The following is a 20,741-nucleotide window of genomic DNA, read 5'->3' as shown; positions in this document are numbered from 1 at the left end:
TCGTCGATGGTTATGCCCCTCGCCTGGCTCGCACAGGTCGTTGCTAGCCCAACTCGATCTCGTGGGCCTGCAGGTAGTCGCGATTCATCTCAACACCGAGACCGGGCTTCGACGTCAGCTTGAGGCTGCCGTTCGAAACATCGAGCGGCTTGTCGATGAGGTGGTCGTATTTGGAGAGGTCCCACTCCGAGGTTTCGAGCTTATAGAAGTTGGGAACGGTCATCATCACCTGCGCTCCCGCGACCACGTTGATCGGTCCGGCAGCGTCATGCGGCGAGACGGGCACGTAATAGGCTTCGCACAGGGCGGAAATCTTCTTGAGCTCGGTGACGCCGCCGGTCCAGGTGACGTCCGGCATGATGTAGTCGGCGAGCTTGCCCTCGAGCACCGGCACGAAATCCCACTTCGTGTGGCCGCGCTCGCCCCACGAGATGGCGGCGCTGACCTTGTCGCGCACCTGTTTGAGGGCATTGAGGCTCTCGGGCGGACAGGGCTCCTCGAACCAGTCGATCTGGCCCGCCTCTTCGAGGCTGCGGCAGAGGCGAATGGCGGTCGGAACATCGAAGCGGCCATGCGCATCGATGAGGATGTCCACATCGGGGCCTGCCGTTTCGCGGATCAGGGCCGTCAGTTCGGCGGCCTCGCGCTCGTCCTTGCGGGTCATGCTGCCGTCGAGATAACCGTCCCGCCTTTCGCGGGCTACGCCATCGACGCTGGGGCCCTGATGGGGAAAAGGATCGAATTTGAGGCCGGTGTGACCGGACTCGACGATGTCGCGAATTTCGCGGATCACGGCTTCCTTGCTGGTGAATTTGGCCTGGTTGGGATGGGTATAAAGCGCGATTTCGTCGCGCACCGGTCCGCCCAGCAGTTCGTAGATCGGCTTGCCGAGGACTTTGCCACGGATATCCCAGAGGGCGATGTCGATGGCGCTGACGCATTCGACGGCGGCGCCGCGGCTGCCCATATAGGTGAAGCTGCGGAAAATCTTGTGCCAGAGATACTCGATACGCGCCGGATCCTCGCCTGTCACGGCGGCGCCGATCTGCCGCAGGATCGTGCAGAGCGCGCGGTTGGCGAGCTTTGTCGTGGTGGTGATCTCGCCCCAGCCACTCACCCCCTCGTCGGTCGTCACTTCGACGAACAGGAACTCTCCCCAGTAAGAAGCATCGGACTTGATCAGCCATGGCCGAATGCTGGTGATTTTCATCTGGACTATCCTCTCTGAAACGGCCAGGCTGACGGTGTTGCGGATCGGCTACCCTGCCCGGGCGGCGCTTCGCGCGCGCATGTGTTCGAGGACATGCCGGCCGGAGCCCTCGACATGGCGGGCAATGAGTTCGGCCGCCTTCTCGGCCTCTCCCGATTTTACCAGCGCGATGAGCTCGCGGTGCTCGCGGATGATCGCGGCGCGCCTGGCAAGCGTGAAATTGAACCGCCGGCTGACCGCCCTCAGCACCTCGCGATGCTTCCACCAGAGCTCGGCCGCATGGCGGTTATAATGCCGCTGGTACATCACGGTGTGGAAGGCGGTATCGAGCTCGCTGTGCCTGAACGTGTCGGCAAAATTGTTCTCCTCGATCAGGTTCTGGAGACGTTCGAGCTCGGCGATGTCCTCGTCGGTGGCCATGTTCACGAACCATCGCGTCAGGGCGGGTTCGATCAGGACGCCGATCTCGTAGATATCCCGGACAAAGTCCTGATCTATGGGTCGCACGCGTGCCCCGCGATTGGGACTGAAGATGACAAAGCCCTCTCCGCGCAACAATTGCAGGGCCTCGCGCACCGGGTTGGTCGAGGTGCCGTGACGCCGGGCGAGATCGGCGACCACAAGCCGTTCGTTGGCGGCCAGCCGTCCTTCGATGATGTCATCCCTGATCAGTTCATAAAGCGAGGCGCCCTCGCTGGAAGCCCCGATGGGGTCAATTCCCGCAGGTGGCTCCGCTTTGAAATCGCTTGTCTCGGCCAAGGCCTATCTCCCCCAAGTGAATACACCCTCCGCCCTATATCACGCTCGGTTTCGATAAAACAATGTACGATTCTTCGCGTTGACAGATAATCTGTGATCTGAAAACGTACAAAGTCGTCGAAGGGATACATTAGAACTGGCAAATATCCCGCGATCGAACGAGCAACGACCGCTTGCCTCGACGCAGAGCGGCACGGGAGAGAAACCTGGAGGATACCTATGACGAGGATTACGCTCGGCGGTGCCGTCCTGCGCGGCACTGTCTCCACTGCGTTAATGGCATCGTTGATGGCCGCGCCGGCGCTGGGCGCGCCGCCGGTCGACCTGAGCAAGTGGTCGCCGGAATATGTGCGCTCCATTGCGGGCACGCAGGATTTTGACACTGCGGGCGATTGCGCCAAGGTCACCCCGCTCGACTACAAGGGCCGACTGACCTTCTGGTACCAGGGCGTGTTCGAGGGCGACCCGGACCTTTTGCGCCAGTACTACAAGGATTTCTTCGCAACCTTCCGCAAGACCTATCCGAACATCCAGCTCGAGGAACAAGCCCTCACCTACAACGACCTTCTCGACAAGTTCCGCACGGCGCTGCTCGGCAACGCGGCGCCAATGGCGGTCCGCCTGCAAATCCTGGGCGGCACCGAGTTCGCCTCGAAGGGCTATCTGCAGCCGCTCAAGCCCGAGGATGTGGGGTATTCGACCGAGGACTTCTGGCCCGGCGCCATGAAGGCCGTCACCTGGGACGGCGTGACCTACGGAATTCCGACCAACAACGAGACGATGGCGTTCATCTGGAACGCCGACATCTTCAAGCGCGCGGGCCTCGATCCGAACAAGCCCCCGGCCACCTGGGACGACGTCGTCAAATATTCCAAGCAGATCCACGACAAGCTCGGCATTGCCGGCTACGGCCTGGTGGCGCGCAAGAATGCCGGCAACACGCCTTATCGCTTCATGCCGCAGTTGTGGGCCTATGGCGGCGGCGTCTTCGACGAGGCTACCCCCAACCCAACCTACAAGCAGATCGAGCTCGACAGCCCGCAGAGCAAGGCGGCGCTGCAGGCCTCCTACGACATGTATGTTCGCGACAAATCGGTTCCGGTCTCGGCGCTCACCAACCAGCAAGCCGACAACCAGCCCCTGTTTCTCGCCGGCCAGCTCGGCATGATGATCTCGCATCCGTCCGACTACAACGTCATGCTCGATCTGCAGAAGAAGGCGACGGGCACCGACAAGGACAAGGCACAGACCGTCATCGACAACATGCGCTATGGCCTCATTCCGACCGGCCCCGACGGCAAGCGCGCCGTCGTGTTCGGCGGCTCGAACATCCACATCCTGAAGCCCGAATATGTCGAGGGGGGCAAGGTGGACGAGCCGGCCGCAAAGGCCATCATCTGTATGTGGACGAGCCCGGAATGGTCGCTGAAGATGGCCTATGCCGGCTCGAACCCGGGCAACCTCAACGGCTTCAAGACCAAATGGATGAAGGAACGTCTGGACAACATCAAGTTCCTCGACGTCACGACCTCGATGCTGCCATACGGCATCCCGTTCCCGGCGCTGCCGCAGTCGCCCGAAATCATGAACATCATCATCCCGGACATGCTGCAGAATGCCCTGACCGGAGCGATGACCGTCGATCAGGCGGCGGAGGACGCGGCCAAGAAGGTGAAAGACCTGATGGGAGGCGGGCTCTAATCCGGGCCTGACCGACGATCCGATCGGCTGCGCCGTGAGCGCAGCCGATCCTTCCCCAAGAACAAGGGCGCGCTACAGTGACGATCGCGACCGGCAAGGCCGAGGCTCGCCGCAGATTGCAACCCGCCGGGTCCGGCTTGCTCCGCAGTATCTGGGAGCATCGCGCCGACTACGCGTATGTGCTTCCCGCGATCGCCGTGATGCTCATCGTCATCGCCTATCCGATCTACTACACAATGGAGCTGTCCTTCTTCAACACCCCGCCCGGCCTGCAGCTCCGCGACAAGATCTTCGTCGGCATCAACAACTACACGGCCATCCTCACAAGCGAGGTGTTCTGGAAAGTCACCTGGAACACGCTCATCTGGACAGCGGCCTCCACTTTCATTTCCTTCGTCCTGGGCTTTTGCGCCGCGCTCGCGCTCCACCGCGACTTTGTCGGCCGCGGTATCCTGCGCGCCATCCTGATCATTCCCTGGGTCATCAGTGCGGTCGCCGCTTCGTATATCTGGAAGTGGATCTACCATTCGGATTTCGGGGTCATCGGCGCGGTTCTGGTTGGCCTCGGATTGGCCGGAGGGCCGCCGAATTTCATCGACAATGTCAGCACGGTGCTGCCCTCCCTGATCGTCGTCAATATCTGGCGCGAGTTTCCGTTTGCCATGATCATGATGATGGCCGGCCTGCAGACGGTTCCCGACCAGTTGCTGCGCGCGGCGACGGTCGACGGGGCCAATGCATGGCAGCGCTTCTGGCACGTCACCTTCCCGCATTTGAGAAACGTCTCGACGGTGACGATCCTGCTGCTCGCGGTAGCCAACTTCAACTCCTTCATCATCCCATGGATCATGACCGGCGGCGGGCCGTCCAACGCGTCGCATATCTGGATCACCCACATTTATGAGCTTGCCTTCGGCCGGCAGCGCTGGGGCGTGGCGTCGGCCTATTCGGTGCTGCTGTTCTTCATCCTGATGACACTCGGCTATTTCTATGTCCGTGCGCTGAGCGGCAACGAGCGGAAGGACGGGAGCGCATGAGCACGATTGCCGAGACAGTCCCTCGAAACCAGGCCCGTCGCCGCATGCGAATCGACGGATGGCGGTGGGGCGGCCGCATATTCCTGGTGTTCATGCTGCTTTACACCGCCTTGCCGATGATCTGGATGCTGCTGACCTCGATCAAGTCCGGCTTCGCGGCGATGCAATTTCCGCCGCAATGGTGGCCGGATCAGCCTACCCTTGCCAGCTACCAAAAGCTGCTCGATCCGCAGAACAGCGTCGGCCAGGATTTTCTGCGCTTCTTCTGGAACAGCCTTTACGTTTCCACTGCCACGACCATCCTTTCGGTGATCGTGGCGGTTCCCGCGGCTTACGCGTTTTCGCGCTTTACCTTCCCGGGCCGGAACTTCCTGTTCTTCGCTGTGCTGCTCCGAAACATGTTCCCGGCGGTGATCTTTCTCGTGCCGCTGTTCATCCTAATGCGTGCGCTCGGGCTGGTGAACACGCATGGTTCGCTCATCCTCACCTACCTGACCTTCGGCCTGCCGCTGGCGATCTGGCTGCTCAAGGGCTTTTACGACAACATCCCGGTGCAGCTCGAGCAAGCGGCGCGCATCGACGGCGCTACACGGTTCCAGGCCTTCATCCTGATCGTGATGCCGCTCTCGACACCGGGGATCATCGCCACCGCGATCTATTCCTTCATCGGCGCCTGGAACGAGTACATCTACGCCTACACCTTCCTCTCCAAGAACGAGCAGTTGACCCTGCCGGTCGGCATCCAGCGCTTCTTCTCGGAAAATACGACGGACTTTCCGGGCCTGATGGCGGCAAGCTTCATGATGAGCGTGCCCGTCGTCGTGCTGTTTCTCGTCCTGCAACGATACTTCGTACGCGCCCTGACGGAAGGCGCGGTCAAGCACTAGGAGTCGCTGCCGATGGCCCACGTGGTCCTCAAAGATCTCGTCAAGACCTATGGCGGCTTCAAAGCTGTCAACGACGTCTCGCTGACGGTCAATGACGGCGAGTTCGTCGCTCTCGTCGGCCCTTCAGGCTGCGGCAAGACAACCACGCTCAATCTCGTGGCGGGTCTGACCTCGGTAACATCGGGCGATATCATCATCGGCGACCGCGTGGTCAACCACCTAGATCCCAAGGACCGGGACATCGCGATGGTGTTCCAGAACTATGCGCTCTACCCGCAGAAATCGGTCTACAAGAACCTGGCCTTCCCGCTGCAGATGCGCAGGCTGCCCAAGGACGAGATCGACAAGAAGGTCAGGGAAGCGGCGCGCGTGCTCGATATGACGCAGTTGCTCGAGCGCAAGCCGCGCGAACTTTCAGGTGGTCAGCAGCAGCGCGTGGCCCTGGGCCGCGCCCTCGTTAGAGATCCGGCGGTGTTCCTGATGGACGAGCCGCTCTCCAATCTCGATGCGAAGCTGCGCGTGCAGATGCGGTCCGAGATCAAGCGGTTCCACCAGGACCTGAAGGCGACGATCATCTATGTGACGCACGACCAGCTGGAGGCCGTCACCATGGCGGACAGGATGGCGGTGATGAACGGCGGCTACCTGCAGCAATATGATTCGCCGGCGCAGGTTTTCGCGCATCCCGTGAACATGTTCGTCGCGAGCTTCGTGGGCAGTCCGGCGATGAGCCTTATTCCGCTCGAGGCATCGACGGCGAACGGCGGCACGGTGTTGACCAGCGCGGAGGGCTGGAGCCTTGAGCTGTCGCCGCCCAATGCCCGGAAAGTCGCGACAGCAACGACCCGGAAAGTCGTGCTCGGCGCGCGACATTCGACGATCAAGCTGCACAAGAGTGCGGTGCCGGGCGGCGTTCCGGCCAAGGCCTACACGGTGGAGCCGACCGGAGACGTGACTTTCGTTCAGGCGTTCCTGTCCGGCGCCATCGTCAATGTCAGCGTGCCGCCGAGCATTGCCGTCGCGCCCGACGAGCGGATCTGGCTCGAGTTCGACCAGGAGCGCATGCATCTGTTCGACAGCGAAACCGAAATGGCCCTCAGGGCCGATTGACGCGGCGAACGCGTGTGGACGTGGCGCGAATGACGACGAAACTTAAGATCACCGCGATCAAGCCCTACCCAGTGTGGGTGGGAACGCGCAACCAGATGCTTGTCAAGGTCGAGACCGACCAGGACATCTTCGGCTGGGGCGAGAGCGGCTTGAGCGGCCGCGAGAAGGCCGTGGCCGGCGCCGTCGTGCATTATCGCGAGTTCCTCGTCGGCCGCGACGCCATGCAGATCGGCCGGATCTGGCAGGAGCTTTATCGCAGCCAGTATTTCGAGGGCGGGCGGGTTCTGCAGGCGGCGATTTCCGCCATCGACATCGCCCTTCACGACATCAAGGGCAAGGCGCTGGGAGTGCCGGTCTACGACCTGCTTGGCGGCAAGCAGCGCGACCGCATCCCCACCTTCGCCTCGACCGGAGACGAGGCCGAGGGCGATGCTGCCATCGAACGCGCCCATGAATTGCGCGCGCAGGGATGGCAGGCAATCCGCTTCTTTCCCTCCGGCCAGAACAGCAAGGACATCTTCGAGCCGCGCGAGTCAATCGGCGCTACGGCGAGCATGCTGAACAAGGCGCGTGAGGCGCTGGGCGAGGATGTGGTGCTCGGCATCGACTACCATCATCGGCTGTCGGTGGCGGAGGCGGCGAGCTTCTGCAACAAGCTCGGCCGCGGCGTGCTCGATTTCCTCGAGGAGCCGATACGCGACGAGACGCCAGAGGCCTACGAGTCCCTGCGCAGGATGACCGACATCCCCTTTGCCATCGGCGAGGAATTTGCCAGCAAGTGGCAGTTCCTGCCCTATATCGAGCGCGGCATTCATCAGTTCAACCGGCTCGATGTCTGCAATGTCGGCGGGCTCACCGAGGCGATGAAGGTCGCCGGCTGGAGCGAGGCGCATTATGTGGACTTGATGCCGCACAATCCGCTCGGTCCGGTGTGCACCGCCACGACCGTGCATTTGGCCGCCGCCGTGCCCAACTTCGCCTGGCTCGAAACCAGGGCGCCCGAAAGGAAGCTGGGCTTCGACAATTCCGACTTCTTCCCCGTGCAGCCGCGGTTGGACGGCCCAGATTACCCGGTGAGCGATCTGCCGGGGCTCGGCGTCGAGGTCAACGAGGAGGCGATCAAGGCGCAGAGTTTCCGCTTCTGGGAAGCGCCGCATCTCAAACGCCGCGACGGTTCTGTCACCAACTGGTAGTTCCAACTCATCCGGAGTTCGACAATGACGCATATTTCCGACATTACGCGTCCGCCCAAGGACCTGATCGATGCGCTGAAAGAGATCGGCGCCGCGACCGTTGCCGGCACGCTCGGCCACATGGGCTTCCGCAGTCCGCACATGGTCGGCCCGGTGGCGCAGAACCATGGGAAGTCGATCGTCGGGCCGGCGCTGACGCTGCAATTCCTGCCGCAACGGCCGGACCTATTCGACGAAGGAGAATATACCGATCCGGAAACGCAACTGCACCGGCATGTGCTCTATCATGCGCAGGAGGGCGACGTGGTCGTGGTCGACGCCCGCGGCGACATGAGCTCGGGCGTCTTCGGCGATATGATGTCCACCTATTTCAAGGGCCGAGGCGGCGCCGGCATCGTCATCGACGGATGCATGCGCGACCGGCCCAATGTCGAAAAGCTCGATCTGCCGCTATGGCTGCGCGGCTGGACGCCAAACTATCATGTGCAGACCAGGATCTATCCCAATGCGGTCAACGTCCCGATTGCTTGCGGCGGCGTGACGGTGATACCCGGCGACATCATCGTCGCCGACGATGACGGCGCGGTGGTGGTTCCCGTCGCAATGGCCGCCAAGGTCATCGAGGAGGCTCAGAAACACCACGATTGGGAAGAGTTTTCACGCGAGAAGCTGATGCAGGGCGCTCCGTTGCAACGCTACTATCCGCTGCACGACGATGCCCGCGCAGAGTATGAGGAGTGGCGCAGGACAAGACGCCTTTGAGTTGGCAAGCAGGCTCCCAGCCCGGCGGCGCGAGGCATCGACCATCCGGTCGCGCAAAGGCGGCTTCCCCTTGCTATGAAGGCCTATTCGAACGCGTAGGTAAATCCTTCCGGCGACGTGCCGACGATGACTTTCGCCATCTTCTTGCCCTCGAGCGAGCGGTTGAGGACGCCGCGGCTGAGCTCCGGCAGCAGCGTGTTGGTGAGGATGGCGTCGATCATGCGGCCGCCGGATTCGATCTCCGTGCAGCGCGCCTTTACTAGGTCCATGACGCCGTCGCCGATCACCAGCTCGGCATCGTTGGTATCCTTGAGGCGCTTGGCGATCTTGCCGAACTGGTGACGGGCGATCGCCTCGATCATGGAATCCGACAACGGGTAATAGGGTATCGTGACGACGCGGCCTAGGAAGGCGGCCGGGAAGACCTTCAGCAGCGGGGCGCGCAGCGCGTTATCGAGATCGTCGATGCCGGTCCGCACCGTGCCGTTCTTCGTGCGATCCATGATAACGTCGGATCCGACATTCGAGGTGAGCAGGATCAGCGTGTTCTTGAAGTCAATGCGGCGGCCTTCGCTGTCGTCCATCATGCCCTTGTCGAAGACCTGGAAGAAGATCTCGTGCACGTCGGGATGCGCCTTCTCGACCTCGTCGAGCAGGATCACCGAATAGGGTTTCCTGCGCACCGCCTCGGTCAGGATGCCGCCCTTGCCGTAGCCGACATAGCCGGGCGGCGCGCCCTTGAGCGTAGAGACCGTATGCGCTTCCTGGAACTCCGACATGTTGATCGAGATCAGGTTCTGCTCGCCGCCATAGAGCGTCTCGGCAAGCGCCAGCGCGGTCTCGGTCTTGCCGACGCCGGAGGGGCCGCAAAGCAGGAAGACGCCGACCGGTTTTTCCGGCGCGCCGAGGCCGGCGCGGCTGGTCTGCACGCGCCTGGCGATCATCTCCATCGCGTGATCCTGGCCGACGACGCGCTCGGACAGGGTCGCGGCGAGCCTGAGCGCCTTTTCGGTCTGGCTGGACAGCATGCGTCCGGTCGGGATGCCGGTCCAATCCTGCACCACGGCGGCGACCGCATTGCGGTCGACCGAGGGCAGGATGAGCGGTGTCTCGCCTTGCGCCGCGGCAAGATCGGCCATCAGCTCGCGCAATCGCGCGAGATTGGCAGCGGCTTCGTCTGCCGGCTCGGCGGACACCGCTTCGGCCTTCGCAGCCTTGGCGTTCGTGGCCTCGGCATTCCTGGTCTCGGCAGGCTTGCCGTCGCCAGTCTTGCTCTCGCCGATCTTGCTCTCGGGCGCCGTTTGCTCAGGCGCCTTTGCCGCGCCCTCCGCGCTCTCGGCCTCCGCAGTGACCTCATCGTCCGCCGCATCGAGCGGCACGCCCTCGCCGCGCAATTTTGCGCGCAGGTCGAGTATTTCGGCCACCAAGGCCTTTTCCCGGTCCCAGCGCGCCTGGGCCGCGGCCAAAGCAGTCTCGGTTTCCGCCAGTCCGGCGTCGACACGGGCCTGCCGGTCGGCGACGTCGATGCCGATCGCGGCTTCGCGGCCAATGATGCCGCTCTCGACCTCGAGTGCCTGGCGGCGGCGCAGGATGTCCTCGACCTCGGCCGGCGTCGCATGCTGCGAGACCGCGACGCGGGCGCAGGCGGTGTCGAGCAGGCTGACCGCCTTGTCCGGCAATTGCCTGGCCGGGATGTAGCGGTGCGAGAGCGAGACCGCGGCCTCGATCGCCTCGTCCAGGACCTGCACCTTGTGGTGCTGCTCCAGCACGCCGGCAACGCCGCGCAACATCAGCACGGCCACCGCTTCCGAGGGCTCATCGATCTTGACCACCTGGAAACGGCGGGTGAGCGCCGGGTCCTTCTCGATATGCTGCTTGTACTCAGCCCAGGTCGTGGCCGCGATGGTGCGAAGCTCGCCGCGCGCCAATGCCGGTTTCAGGAGATTGGCGGCATCGCCGGTCCCGGCCGCGCCGCCAGCGCCGATCAGCGTATGCGCCTCGTCGATGAACAGGATGATCGGCACCTCTGAGGCCTGGACCTCGTCGATGACCGCCTTCAGCCGCTTCTCGAACTCGCCCTTGACGCTGGCGCCGGCCTGCATCAGCCCGACATCGAGCATGCGCACGCTGACATTCTGCAGCGTCGGCGGCACGTCGCCCTGGGCGATGCGGAGCGCAAAACCCTCGACGACCGCGGTCTTGCCGACGCCGGCCTCCCCAGTCAGGATCGGGTTGTTTTGCCGACGGCGCATGAGGATATCGACGATCTGCCTTATTTCCGGGTCACGGCCGACGACAGGGTCGATCTTGCCGTCGCGGGCGCGCTGTGTGAGGTCGGTGGCGTATTTCGCCAGCGCCGAATCCCCGCCCGGACCGCGCTTCATCGGCGTCTCGGCAGCGTGCTCGGCGGGCGGTGAGCCGGCCTCGAGCGAGCCTTCGGTGACATCGGCGAAGCGGGAGATAACCCCATCGGCGTCGATCTTGTCGAATTCGGCGCTGATCTTGGAGACCAGGCCCTCCAGCACCGCCGTCTTCAGGCAGGCAAGCAGGATATGGGCGCTGCGCACCTCCTCGACGCCGAACTCCAGCGTCGCAAGGTTCCATCCTTCCTGGATGGCGTGGAAGATGTGGTCGGAGAATTCCTCCACCGAGGTGGCGCCGTAGGGCAGCTTGTCAATGGCTCGGGTCATGTCGGCCGTCAGCCGGCTGGCATCCAGTCCGGCGTCGGCGATGATCATCTGCACATCCGAGCGCTCTGACAGCACCAACTGCTGGATGAAATGGACAAGCTCGACATAAGGATTGCCGCGCAGCTTGGCCGTGTCGGCCGCGGCCTTGAAGGCGCGAACCCCGGTGGCGTTCAGCTTGGCGACCAGTTCCTTACGCTTGAAGCTCTGCGATGACCGGCGCTGTTCCATCGAACCTGCTCCCGCAACCTGCCGACCGTACCCTGCCATATAAGCGGCTGCTTGACAAAGCCGCATGGCGGATAAGGTTTTTGAATCTATCCGGGCGGCACCGCCCGGATACACAAGCCTTGCAAACTCGTGGCCAACAAACACGATTGCTGCCCGGGCTATGCGAGCCATTTCACATACCGGGTCCGGCAATCGCGCAATGGGTTTCGCCGAAGAGAACGGTCGCGTTTAGCTTCCGTTAGTTTTTGCGCAGGTGCTCAATTGTCGTCGCGCGAAGCCGGTGATAACGTTACGTTACATAGGGGTCTCAGGGCCGCTGGCTGGGGGTTGGTGTGATTGATCTCGCACTCTGGCTGAATCCTCTGAACGGTGAGAATCCGTCGGGAGAGGACTTGCGCAACGACCCGGCCTTTCATGAGCTGGAGCGTCTGGCCGAGCCTCAGCTCAAAGTTGTCCATGACGGTAACAGCAAGCCCACCTCGCAACCCAGTCCTGTCGACTGGGCGGCGGTGCTCGAAAAGGCCGAAGAGTTGCGCGCCCGCGGCCGGGACTTGCGCCTGCTGGTCATCGTCGCGCGGGCCTTGGCCAACGAGGAAGGGCTGGCCGGCCTCGCCCAGGGCCTGACGCTGATCGCGCGAACCTTTGAGCAGTATTGGGACACCATGCACCCGTCGCTGCGGACAGGCGCGCCGCGCGATGCTGCCTTGCGGCGCATCAACGCGCTGCTCGATCTGCAGAACGGCCAGGAAGGCTTGCTGGCGAACCTCAGGCAGATGGCCTTCTTCTCCCCGCGCGCGATCGGACCGATCAGCGGCCGGGACCTCGAACAGGCTGCGCTCGACGAACGCGTCATGCTCCAGGAAGCGGCCTCTGGCCTTGGGGCCGCCGAAAAGGCGGCGCTGACGAGCGCCCACAATCAGCTGTTGAACCGCGTTCGCACCGGATGCGCGGCGCAAATCGATCAAGCAGCGGATGTGATGACCTCGCTGCTCGCCGACGCGCGGGCCGCGATCGCTGCCCTCGACGCGGTGGACGCCGCGCTCAACGCCCGCATCGACGGCCATGGCGCCACTATCCCGGAATTGAAGAAGTTCCTGCAGCGTTTGCTGACGACGCTGGAGCGGAATTCCGGTGCCGGCGCCACGGCGAATGGTGCCGCGAAGGCCGCTCCGCAGGCGGCGGCGGAACCAGCAATGCCCGCCCGCAACGGTCATGGAGCCGAGACGATGGCAAGTGTGACAAGCGCCGTGGAAGCGAGCACCGGTCTGCCGGACCGCATCAACTCGCGCGACGAGGTCGTCAAATGCCTCGACCTCGTGGTCGCCTTCTACGACCGCACCGAGCCGTCCAGCCCCATCCCGCATCTCGCCCGGCGCGTGCGCCGGATGGTGCACATGGATTTCGTGGAACTGATGGAAGATCTCGCCCCGTCGGGGCTGAAGGAGTTCCGGCTGCTTGCCGGCGTTCCCGATCCCAAGAAGCCGGCCCAGAAGGATGAAAGGTAGAAAAGCATGCCAGCAGAGAGCAAAGCGAAGGTCATCGAAAGAAACCGCGCGCCGCGCGTGCAGATCGCCTACGACGTCGAAACCTACGGCAGCCCGACGACGATCGAACTGCCGTTCGTCATGGCCGTGATGGCCGACCTTGCGGGCGCTTCGCAGACCAAGGAAGCGTCGAAGTCGGTGCTTGACCGCAACTTCGTCGAAACCGACGCCAACCGCTTCCCGAAATTCATGGAGGCGATGGGGCCGCGCGTGAAGGCACGGGTGAAGAACACCCTGCCGCAGGCCGAGGGCCAGGAGCGTGAGGAAGAGCTCATGGTCGATCTCACCTTCTCCAAGATGGGCGACTTCGCGCCGGACAAGATCGCCGAGCAGGTTCCGCAACTGGCCGAGATCCTGAAGATGCGCCGTCAGCTCGAGGAGCTGCTCGGCTTCATGGACGGCCGCGTCGACGCGGAAAAGCGCATCGCACAGCTTTTGAACAACGAGCCTCTGCTGAGCAAGATCGCTAGCCAGGCGATGGATGACGGCAAGGGCGAGGAGTAAGTCATGGCCGAACAGCAAAAGACCGCAGCCGCCACCGCCGAGGCGGAAGCCATAGATCTCGGCGAATTCAGCGGACTCCTTGAAAAGGATTTCAAGGTCAAGAAGGACGACAGCGAGAAGCTGCAGCAACTGGTGCGCAACCTGGCTTTGGCCGCACAGTCGCGCTCTGAGACCACAACCATCTCTTCCAATGCGATCAAGTCGATCAAGTCGCTGATCGCCGGCATCGACAAGATGCTGACGACGCAGGTCAACGAGATCCTGCATGCGCCGGAAGTGCGCGAAATGGAAGGCACGTGGCGCGGCCTCTGGTACCTGATCAACAACACCGAGACCGATACCAAGCTGAAGATCCGGGTGATGAACATCTCCAAGGAGCAGCTGGCCGACACGCTCGAGGATTATGAAGGCCAGATGTGGGACCAGAGCCCGATCTTCAAGAAGGTCTACACGGACGAATATTCGATGCTGGGCGGCGAGCCGATCGGCTGCATCATCGGCGCCTACGAGTTCTCCAACCATCCGCGCGACGTCGGCCTGCTGCGCAACATTTCCGGCGTCTGCGCCTCGGCGCACACGCCGTTCATCGCGGCCGCCTCGCCGCGGCTGTTCCGCATGGACAGCTGGCAGGAACTGCCGAACCCGCAGGACCTGCAGATGATCGTGAACAACCCGGCCTATGCCTCGTGGCAGTCGCTGCGCGAAAGCGAGGACGCCCGCTATATCGGGCTCACCATGCCGCGCGTGCTGGCACGCCTGCCCTACGGCTCGGAAACCGTTCCGGTGAAGGGCTTCACCTTCGAGGAGGAAGTGGGCGGCGACCACAACAAATATGTTTGGATGAACGCCGCCTTCCCCATGGGCGTCAATATCAACCGCAGCCACAAGCTCTATGGCTGGGGCACCCAGATCCGCGGCGTCGAGAATGGCGGCACGGTGCTCAACCTGCCGGTGCACGCCTTCCCGACCGACGACGGATCGATCGCGATGAAATGCCCGACCGAGGTCGCCATCGACGACCGGCGCGAGGCGGAACTGGCGAAACTCGGCCTGATGCCGATCCTGCACCGCAAGAATACCGACCTGGCGGCCTTCATCGGCGCGCATTCGCTGCAGGACGACGAGACGCGCGCCGGACGTCTGGTCGATCCCGACGCCCAGGCGAACGAGAGGCTCTCCGCCAACCTGCCCTACCTCTTCCCGGTCTCGCGCTTCGCGCACTACCTCAAGGCGATTGCGCGCGACAAGATCGGCTCGTTCAAGGAACGCACCGACATGGAGATCTGGTTGACCGAATGGATCAACCGGTATGTGCTGGCCAATCCAGCCTTTGCCGATGACAAGGCGCGCGCCAAGCGCCCGCTCGCCGCGGCCGAGGTCCAGGTCGACAGCGTCGAGGGCCGGCCCGGTTACTACAATGCCCGTTTCTACCTGCGTCCGCACTACCAGCTGGAAGGCATCAACGCCTCGCTCCGGCTGGTATCGGAACTGCCGTCGGTGAAGGGCTGAAATCGTTAAGCAAAGTCATCTTGTTTGTAGCGGTGGAGAAAGACAATGCCAGAGAGAACCGATGCGCCTTCGACGAAGATCGACGGCTTCCTGAAAGTCCCGGACATCAAAGGCCCGAGCAAGCGCGACGGCCATGAAGACGAAATCGAGATCCATGGCGTCGACTATAAGATGATTGCGCCCTACGACCCGAATTCGCTCTCGCGGCGCGGCCGCGTGTCGATGGGTATGATCAAATTCATCAAGCACTACGACAAGTCGTCGCCCTATCTGAAGAAGGCACTGTTCGAGAACAAGGCGCTCGACGAGGTGGTGTTCTCGGCACGCCGCACCATCGACGGCGAGACCAGCGACTATCTGGTGGTGACGCTCACCGACGCCTCGATCATGGAATACGACATGCGGCAGGCGCACGACGAGCCAGACCTGATCGAGGAAGAGGTCAGCTTCGCCTACAAGAAAATCAAGTTCGTCTACGACAAGGACGACGAGATCGAAATGGACGTCTATGTCGGCAAGTGAGGCCAAGCGGCCGGCCGCGAAGGCGCAGCTCGCCGGCAGCTCTCGGGCAAAACGCGAGGCGGTCCAGCCCTCCCTCTGGGACCGCCTTGTCAACGATTTGCCCGGGCTGACGTCGGAGATCGATGGGCTGCGCCGCCTGCTGGATGAAGAACTCGGCGCCGAGCGCGTCGAGGCCCTTCTTGCCGGCAGCGCCCGCGTCATCGATGCCGATGCGGAATTGACGCCCGAGCAGAAACGGCGACTGCACAGGCTGGTCTTCCAGACCGAGCACCGCACCGAGATCGAAAGCCGCGGCGTGGTGGTGTCGGCGCGCGTGCTCAGGGAAGCGGTCCGGCGCGATATCGAGGCCCTGTTCAACACAGAGCGTTTCGAGTCCGTCCCGATGCTTTCCGACGCCGAGCATGAACAGCCCTTGGACGAATTGCCGCCGCTTGCCGACTTTCCGGAGGTGCGGCGCAGCGTCGTCAATTACGGCGTGCCGTCCTTTTCGGGCCGTTCGTCGCGGGATTTCGACCGCGATACTTTAGCGCGCGAAATCCGTGCGGTGCTCGCCACTTTTGAGCCGCGCCTTAAGGAAAGCGCTACGACCGTCAACGTCACGCTTGGCGACAAGACCGTCGGTCTCAAGATCGAGATCGACGCCGTGCTGATCATGACGCCGACGCCGGAACGCATGCGGCTGCGCACCACGATCAATCTCGACAACGGTCTGGCGCGAACCGAATTCCGGGAGACCTGAGATGGATCGGGTCTTCGTGGAGTATTACGAAGAGGAACTGACCCATATCCGCGCGCTGGCCGCGGAATTCGCCGACATGCATCCGGCGGTGGCCCGCAACCTTTCCCTCGATACCGTCCCCTGCCCCGATCCCTATGTCGAACGGCTGCTCGACGGCGTGGCCTTTCTTGCCGCGCGCACGCGGCTGAAGGTCGACGCCGAGCGCTCGCGCTTCTCGCGCGCCGTGCTCGACGTGCTCTATCCCGACCTTGTGACGCCGGCGCCGGCGACGGCGATGGCCGTGCTGAAACCTGGACAGCAGGTGCAATCGATGATCGCCGGCCATGCCGTGGCGCGCGGCACGCGGCTGGTTTCCGGCCTTCATCCTGGGCTCTCGACGCGCTCGACCTTCACCACCGCGCAAGAGGTGACGCTTTGGCCGATCGCGATCAATTCGGTCAGCTATTTCCAGGACCGCAGCGCACTCGCCGCCGCCGGCATCGCGCCTGTCGGCGGCGTTCGCGGCGAAGCGGCGTTCCGCATCGCGCTTACCCGGACCGGAAAGGGCAAGCTCAGCGAATTGTCGCTCGACCGCCTCGATCTCTATTTCGCCGGGCGCGCCAAGGCGCCGCTCATCTTCGATGCGATCTTCGGCGCCTGTTCGGCCGCCGGCGCGCGGGCGGAAGGCAAGACCAATCCGCTCACCGCGCTGCCCGAGCCAGAAATGGTCGGGATCCACGACGATGAAGCGCTGATGCCGCGCACGCGGCCGACCTTTGAGGGATACCGGCTGCTGCGCGAATATTTCATGATCCCCGAACGCTTCCACTATGTGCGCGTTGCCGGCCTGCAGCCGGTGGTGCGCAAGTGCGATGGGGGAATAGAGATCATCTTCCTATTCCGGCGTCCGGTGCCGGAACTCGCCGATGTGACGGTGGCCGATTTCGAGCTGTTCGCGACGCCGATCATCAATCTCTTCGAACGCGAGTGCAACGTCATCGAGATCGACTCGCGCCGGACGCGCCAGGTGCTGCACGCCGACCGCACCCGGGCGCGCGATTTCGAGATCTTCCGGGTCACTCGGGTGGAAGACGCCGATGCCGAAGGCAGCGAGGCGACCATCCCCGAACTGTTCAGCCTGGGGCAGAACCGCGGCAGCGGCTGGGTCTATTCGGCCGAGCGGCGCCCGCGGCGGGCCACGGAGGATGAACGGCGCGACGGCCTGACCCGCACCTCCTACACCGGCGACGATGTCTTTATCGCAGTCTCGCGTCCGGCCGGCAGCCAGCCGAACCGGCCGCTCAAGCGGCTCGACGTGATGGCGCTCTGCACCAACCGCGACCTGCCGATCCTGGACGATACGCCGTCGCTGACGCTGGAGACCGCCGACCCTGTGGAAGCGGTGCGGTTGCTCGGCGCGCTGCGGCCGCCGCAGCCGGCGATCCCGGCGGCGCTGCCGGCCGGCGCCGAAGGCGAATCCCGCGCCGACAATCTCGCCTGGCGGCTGGTGGCGCAGCTCTCGCTCAATTTCCTGAGCCTCGCCAAGGAAGGCCGCGGCGTCGATCCGCTGCACGCCTTGCTCGACCTCTACGCAGATCGCGGTGATCCGAGCCTTGCCCGCAACGTGCATTCGATCACCCGGATCGATTCGCGGCCGGTGATCGAGCGGCTCAAGATCGACGGGCCGATGTGTTTCGGACGCGGCACCGAGGTGACCCTGCATGTCGATCAGTCGGTTCTGGCGGGCCAGAGCACGCTGCTGCTTTCGGCCCTGCTGGCGCGGCTGTTTGCCCGCCATGCCGGGATAAACGGTTTCGTGCGGACGCGTACGCGGCTGCTGCAGAAGCAGGAGGATGTGCCATGGCCGATGACGCCCGGCAATCGCTACCTGATCTAGCGCAGCCCGCCCCAGCCGAGGCCGAGGCGCTGTCGGAGAGCTTCGACTTCTTCGAGCTGCTGCGCCGCCTGGAGCAGCGGCGCGGACTGTTCGGTCATTCCGGAACCGCCGACCGCGAGCCGGCAAGGCTCGGGCAGCATGTGCGCTTGAGCTTCTCGGCCAGGGACGTGATCAAATTCCAGGATGCTGGCGAAAGGGCTCCGGCGCGGGTTACCGTCGCCAATCTCGGCCTGCTCGGGCCGGAAGGGCCGATGCCGCTGCATCTGACGCGCTGGGTGCTCGACCGGCTATCGCAGCGCTGGTTCACCGGCGCCGACGCCGAGCAGACCAGCGACACGACCTTCGTCGACTTTGTTAACATCCTGCAGCATCGCATGATCGCGCTCTACTACCGCGCATGGGCAGATGCGCATCCGGCGGTGCAGGTCGAACGTTCGGTCGGCGGGCGCGTCCGCGCCATGCTGGAAGCGATGGCCGGCATCGGCCTTCCCGGCACGCAGGACCCCGAGCTCGACACGGTGCGGCTGCGCCAGGCCGGATCGCTGGCCAACCAGGTCAATGGCGCGGAGCGGCTGACGCTGTTTCTCGCCACGGCCTTCAAGGTGCCGGTTGAGATCAAGGAATTCGTTGCCGCCTGGATCACCATTCCGGTGGCGCTGCAGAGCCGCGTCGGCAAGGCCTATGCGGCGCTCGGCGGCGGGGCAACGATCGGCCCGCGCGTCTTCAGCCGGCAGAGCCGGATCGAATTGCGCGTCGGCCCGCTGAGCCTCGACGACTTCAAATCGTTCCTGCCCGGAGAACGGCGCCTTGCCCTGTTCAAGAAGGCGGTGCGCGACATGATCGGCGAAGCGCTCGACGTCGATCTCAGGATCGTGCTCGCGCGCGACGCCGTGCCTTCGCCGAAGATGGGAACCATCCAGCTCGGCCGTACCTCCTGGCTTTCGCGCCCTGTCGAAAAGGGCGACGCCGACGATCTCAGGCTGCGCACCATCGTCGGTTGGCGACCGGACATGGCGGAGGCAGCCTGATGAGCCTCCTGCTGACCCTGGAACAAGGCCCGCGCTCGCAGGTGGTCAGACAGGCCCGGCTGGACGAGGGCGAGCTGGTGATCGGCCGCAGCGCCGATGCCGGCTGGCAGATCGACGATCCGGACATGTTCGTCTCACGCGCGCACTGCAAGATCAGCGGCGGCCGCGACGGCTATTACGTCACCGACACGTCGAGCAGCGGACTGTTCATCGACGATTCCGACAGCCCGCTCGGCACCGGCAGGTCGACGCGCCTGCAAAGCGGCATGCGGCTGCGCATGGGCGACTATGTGCTTCATGTCGAGGTGCAGCCCAGCGCCGGCCACACCTCGATCAGCCAGGCGCCGATCGCCAATGCCGCGCCGGCATGGTCGCCACAATCACGGACGCCGGCCAGCATCGGCGGCGACGACTTCTTCTCGGCCAAGGTCGAGGAGGAGCCGCTGCGGCCGCGCCCGGCCGGCCTGCCGGATCCGTTCGAGCAGCCTGTGCCGGGGGCTTACGATCGCGCTTCCAATCAGCGCAGCTCACCGGCGTTCGACGATCCGTTCAGCCTCGATCCGGTGGCGACGCCGGCCTCGAACGACGAGCCCGCCGTCGGCAGGTCGGATCCGTTCGGCTTCGGCGACATGCCGTTGCGCAGCGATATGCCCGAACCCGCGGCGAAACCGTCCGGCTTCGACGATTTCGGCTTCGAGCCAGCCGCGACGCCCGCTTCCGGCAACAACAGTGCCGATTCAGCTGGCCGCGTCGAGCGGCCCGCCGAGAAGCCACAGGCCGCTCGCCCATGGGAGATGCCGGTGCGGGCCGAACCCGCTGCGCCGCCGCGTCCCGCTCCCAAACCGTCACGTCCGATGCAACCGGCGCCCAGCGACATGGCGTTGCGCGCGGCGTTCCTGCGCGGCATGGGCGTCGAGGAGGCCGATTTCCCCGGGCGCGATCCGATCGCCGAAATGGAGAAATTCGGGCGCGAGTACCGGCTGATGCTCGATGGGCTGATGCAGCTCCTGCGCAAGCGCGCCGAGGAGAAGGGCAGCGCGCGCGTCGCCCAGACCATGGTCGGCGCCTCCGAGGTCAACCCGCTCAAATTCCTGCCGACGGTCGAGGATGTCATCGTCACCATCATCGCGGAACGCAGCCCCGGCTTTTTGTCCGGCGAGGCGGCGATCGGCGACGCGGTGAAGGACCTCGCGCAGCATCACGTGCGCGCCTGGCGCGGCGTACAGGCGGCGCTGCGGCGCATGATCGACCGCTTCGACCCGGCCGCGATCGAGGAAGAGCTCAAATCCAATTCGGCGATCGGCAACCTGCTCGCCGGCGGGCGCAACGCCAAGCTGTGGGAGATCTACCAGAAACGCCATCGCGACATCGCCCAGAGCGCGGAATCGAGCTTCCTGGGCGAGATCGGCGCAGACTTCAGGGAAGCATATGAAGAGGAGTAG

General features: G+C 63.9%; 17 protein-coding genes. 14 read left to right on the top strand and 3 right to left on the bottom strand.

All coding sequences use genetic code 11. The features are described 5' to 3' along the window. Nucleotides 1–43: 43 nt before the first annotated feature. Both LB552_RS07320 and LB552_RS07315 read right to left on the bottom strand, forming a co-directional pair. Nucleotides 44–1,210, bottom strand: coding sequence for a mandelate racemase/muconate lactonizing enzyme family protein (locus LB552_RS07320; RefSeq protein ID WP_224603298.1), 1,167 nt, complete (start codon nt 1,208–1,210; stop codon nt 44–46). 48 nt (nt 1,211–1,258) lie between these two features. Then, complete coding sequence (locus tag LB552_RS07315; RefSeq protein WP_140844146.1) at nt 1,259–1,969, bottom strand: GntR family transcriptional regulator; 711 nt, start codon at nt 1,967–1,969, stop codon at nt 1,259–1,261. Between the two features lie 219 nt (nt 1,970–2,188). On the opposite strand from LB552_RS07315, the gene LB552_RS07310 reads away from it, so the two are divergent. From LB552_RS07310 to LB552_RS07285, 6 genes are all read left to right on the top strand, one after another. Further along, the gene (locus LB552_RS07310) at nt 2,189–3,670 is read left to right on the top strand and encodes an ABC transporter substrate-binding protein (RefSeq protein WP_140844144.1); all 1,482 of its coding nucleotides are present in this window, start codon (nt 2,189–2,191) and stop codon (nt 3,668–3,670) included. A gap of 77 nt (nt 3,671–3,747) precedes the next feature. Next, on the top strand, nt 3,748–4,707 hold the full coding sequence (locus LB552_RS07305) for a carbohydrate ABC transporter permease (RefSeq protein WP_224603296.1): 960 nt from the start codon (nt 3,748–3,750) through the stop codon (nt 4,705–4,707). After that, nucleotides 4,704–5,594, top strand: coding sequence for a carbohydrate ABC transporter permease (locus tag LB552_RS07300; protein WP_224523600.1), 891 nt, complete (start codon nt 4,704–4,706; stop codon nt 5,592–5,594). Before LB552_RS07305 ends, LB552_RS07300 begins: the two co-directional genes overlap by 4 nt. Nucleotides 5,595–5,606: 12 nt before the next feature. Continuing rightward, the gene (locus LB552_RS07295; RefSeq protein WP_224603295.1) at nt 5,607–6,704 is read left to right on the top strand and encodes an ABC transporter ATP-binding protein; all 1,098 of its coding nucleotides are present in this window, start codon (nt 5,607–5,609) and stop codon (nt 6,702–6,704) included. Nucleotides 6,705–6,733: 29 nt separating this feature from the next. Beyond that, complete coding sequence (locus LB552_RS07290) at nt 6,734–7,897, top strand: mandelate racemase/muconate lactonizing enzyme family protein (protein ID WP_224603293.1); 1,164 nt, start codon at nt 6,734–6,736, stop codon at nt 7,895–7,897. 24 nt (nt 7,898–7,921) lie between these two features. Next, the gene (locus LB552_RS07285) at nt 7,922–8,659 is read left to right on the top strand and encodes a ribonuclease activity regulator RraA (protein WP_224603292.1); all 738 of its coding nucleotides are present in this window, start codon (nt 7,922–7,924) and stop codon (nt 8,657–8,659) included. An 83-nt stretch (nt 8,660–8,742) separates the two neighbouring features. On the opposite strand, the gene tssH is transcribed toward LB552_RS07285, so the two are convergent. Continuing rightward, on the bottom strand, nt 8,743–11,577 hold the full coding sequence (gene tssH / locus LB552_RS07280; protein ID WP_224603291.1) for a type VI secretion system ATPase TssH: 2,835 nt from the start codon (nt 11,575–11,577) through the stop codon (nt 8,743–8,745). Between the two features lie 332 nt (nt 11,578–11,909). On the opposite strand from tssH, the gene tssA reads away from it, so the two are divergent. The 8 genes from tssA to tagH are packed head-to-tail and all read left to right on the top strand — an operon-like array spanning nt 11,910 to nt 20,741. After that, nucleotides 11,910–13,082 carry a type VI secretion system protein TssA gene (gene tssA / locus LB552_RS07275; RefSeq protein WP_224603289.1) on the top strand — a complete coding sequence of 391 codons (1,173 nt, stop codon included), beginning with the start codon at nt 11,910–11,912 and terminating at the stop codon, nt 13,080–13,082. A 6-nt stretch (nt 13,083–13,088) separates the two neighbouring features. Continuing rightward, entirely contained in the window at nt 13,089–13,625 is a 537-nt protein-coding gene (gene tssB, locus LB552_RS07270; protein ID WP_095765809.1) for a type VI secretion system contractile sheath small subunit, read from the top strand. 3 nt (nt 13,626–13,628) lie between these two features. After that, on the top strand, nt 13,629–15,134 hold the full coding sequence (gene tssC / locus LB552_RS07265) for a type VI secretion system contractile sheath large subunit (RefSeq protein WP_042638543.1): 1,506 nt from the start codon (nt 13,629–13,631) through the stop codon (nt 15,132–15,134). A 45-nt stretch (nt 15,135–15,179) separates the two neighbouring features. Next, the gene (locus LB552_RS07260; protein ID WP_095765810.1) at nt 15,180–15,656 is read left to right on the top strand and encodes an Hcp family type VI secretion system effector; all 477 of its coding nucleotides are present in this window, start codon (nt 15,180–15,182) and stop codon (nt 15,654–15,656) included. Then, on the top strand, nt 15,643–16,395 hold the full coding sequence (gene tssE, locus LB552_RS07255; RefSeq protein WP_095765811.1) for a type VI secretion system baseplate subunit TssE: 753 nt from the start codon (nt 15,643–15,645) through the stop codon (nt 16,393–16,395). Before LB552_RS07260 ends, tssE begins: the two co-directional genes overlap by 14 nt. 1 nt (nt 16,396) lies before the next feature. Next, entirely contained in the window at nt 16,397–18,271 is a 1,875-nt protein-coding gene (tssF, locus tag LB552_RS07250; RefSeq protein ID WP_224603287.1) for a type VI secretion system baseplate subunit TssF, read from the top strand. Next, nucleotides 18,235–19,299, top strand: coding sequence for a type VI secretion system baseplate subunit TssG (gene tssG / locus LB552_RS07245; RefSeq protein ID WP_224603286.1), 1,065 nt, complete (start codon nt 18,235–18,237; stop codon nt 19,297–19,299). The genes tssF and tssG overlap by 37 nt, the downstream gene beginning before the upstream one ends. After that, the gene (gene tagH / locus LB552_RS07240; RefSeq protein WP_224603284.1) at nt 19,299–20,741 is read left to right on the top strand and encodes a type VI secretion system-associated FHA domain protein TagH; all 1,443 of its coding nucleotides are present in this window, start codon (nt 19,299–19,301) and stop codon (nt 20,739–20,741) included. The genes tssG and tagH overlap by 1 nt, the downstream gene beginning before the upstream one ends.

Origin of the sequence: Mesorhizobium sp. CA7 (assembly GCF_020165015.1) — a bacterium.
In the GTDB taxonomy this organism is placed as follows: domain Bacteria; phylum Pseudomonadota; class Alphaproteobacteria; order Rhizobiales; family Rhizobiaceae; genus Mesorhizobium.
The sequence above is the reverse complement of the archived record's forward strand: the minus strand, read 5'-3'. Positions and strand labels throughout refer to the sequence as shown.

Excerpts from the sequence above, each read along its gene's own strand:
- tssF (WP_224603287.1), top strand. The coding sequence starts at position 16,397 with ATGGATCGGGTCTTCGTGGAGTATTACGAAGAGGAACTGACCCATATC.
- tssG (WP_224603286.1), top strand. The coding sequence starts at position 18,235 with ATGGCCGATGACGCCCGGCAATCGCTACCTGATCTAGCGCAGCCCGCC.
- LB552_RS07310 (WP_140844144.1), top strand. The coding sequence starts at position 2,189 with ATGACGAGGATTACGCTCGGCGGTGCCGTCCTGCGCGGCACTGTCTCC.
- tagH (WP_224603284.1), top strand. The coding sequence starts at position 19,299 with ATGAGCCTCCTGCTGACCCTGGAACAAGGCCCGCGCTCGCAGGTGGTC.
- tssC (WP_042638543.1), top strand. The coding sequence starts at position 13,629 with ATGGCCGAACAGCAAAAGACCGCAGCCGCCACCGCCGAGGCGGAAGCC.
- tssE (WP_095765811.1), top strand. The coding sequence starts at position 15,643 with ATGTCGGCAAGTGAGGCCAAGCGGCCGGCCGCGAAGGCGCAGCTCGCC.
- LB552_RS07260 (WP_095765810.1), top strand. The coding sequence starts at position 15,180 with ATGCCAGAGAGAACCGATGCGCCTTCGACGAAGATCGACGGCTTCCTG.
- LB552_RS07320 (WP_224603298.1), bottom strand. The coding sequence starts at position 1,210 with ATGAAAATCACCAGCATTCGGCCATGGCTGATCAAGTCCGATGCTTCT.
- tssB (WP_095765809.1), top strand. The coding sequence starts at position 13,089 with ATGCCAGCAGAGAGCAAAGCGAAGGTCATCGAAAGAAACCGCGCGCCG.
- LB552_RS07300 (WP_224523600.1), top strand. The coding sequence starts at position 4,704 with ATGAGCACGATTGCCGAGACAGTCCCTCGAAACCAGGCCCGTCGCCGC.
- LB552_RS07295 (WP_224603295.1), top strand. The coding sequence starts at position 5,607 with ATGGCCCACGTGGTCCTCAAAGATCTCGTCAAGACCTATGGCGGCTTC.
- LB552_RS07285 (WP_224603292.1), top strand. The coding sequence starts at position 7,922 with ATGACGCATATTTCCGACATTACGCGTCCGCCCAAGGACCTGATCGAT.
- tssH (WP_224603291.1), bottom strand. The coding sequence starts at position 11,577 with ATGGAACAGCGCCGGTCATCGCAGAGCTTCAAGCGTAAGGAACTGGTC.
- LB552_RS07290 (WP_224603293.1), top strand. The coding sequence starts at position 6,734 with ATGACGACGAAACTTAAGATCACCGCGATCAAGCCCTACCCAGTGTGG.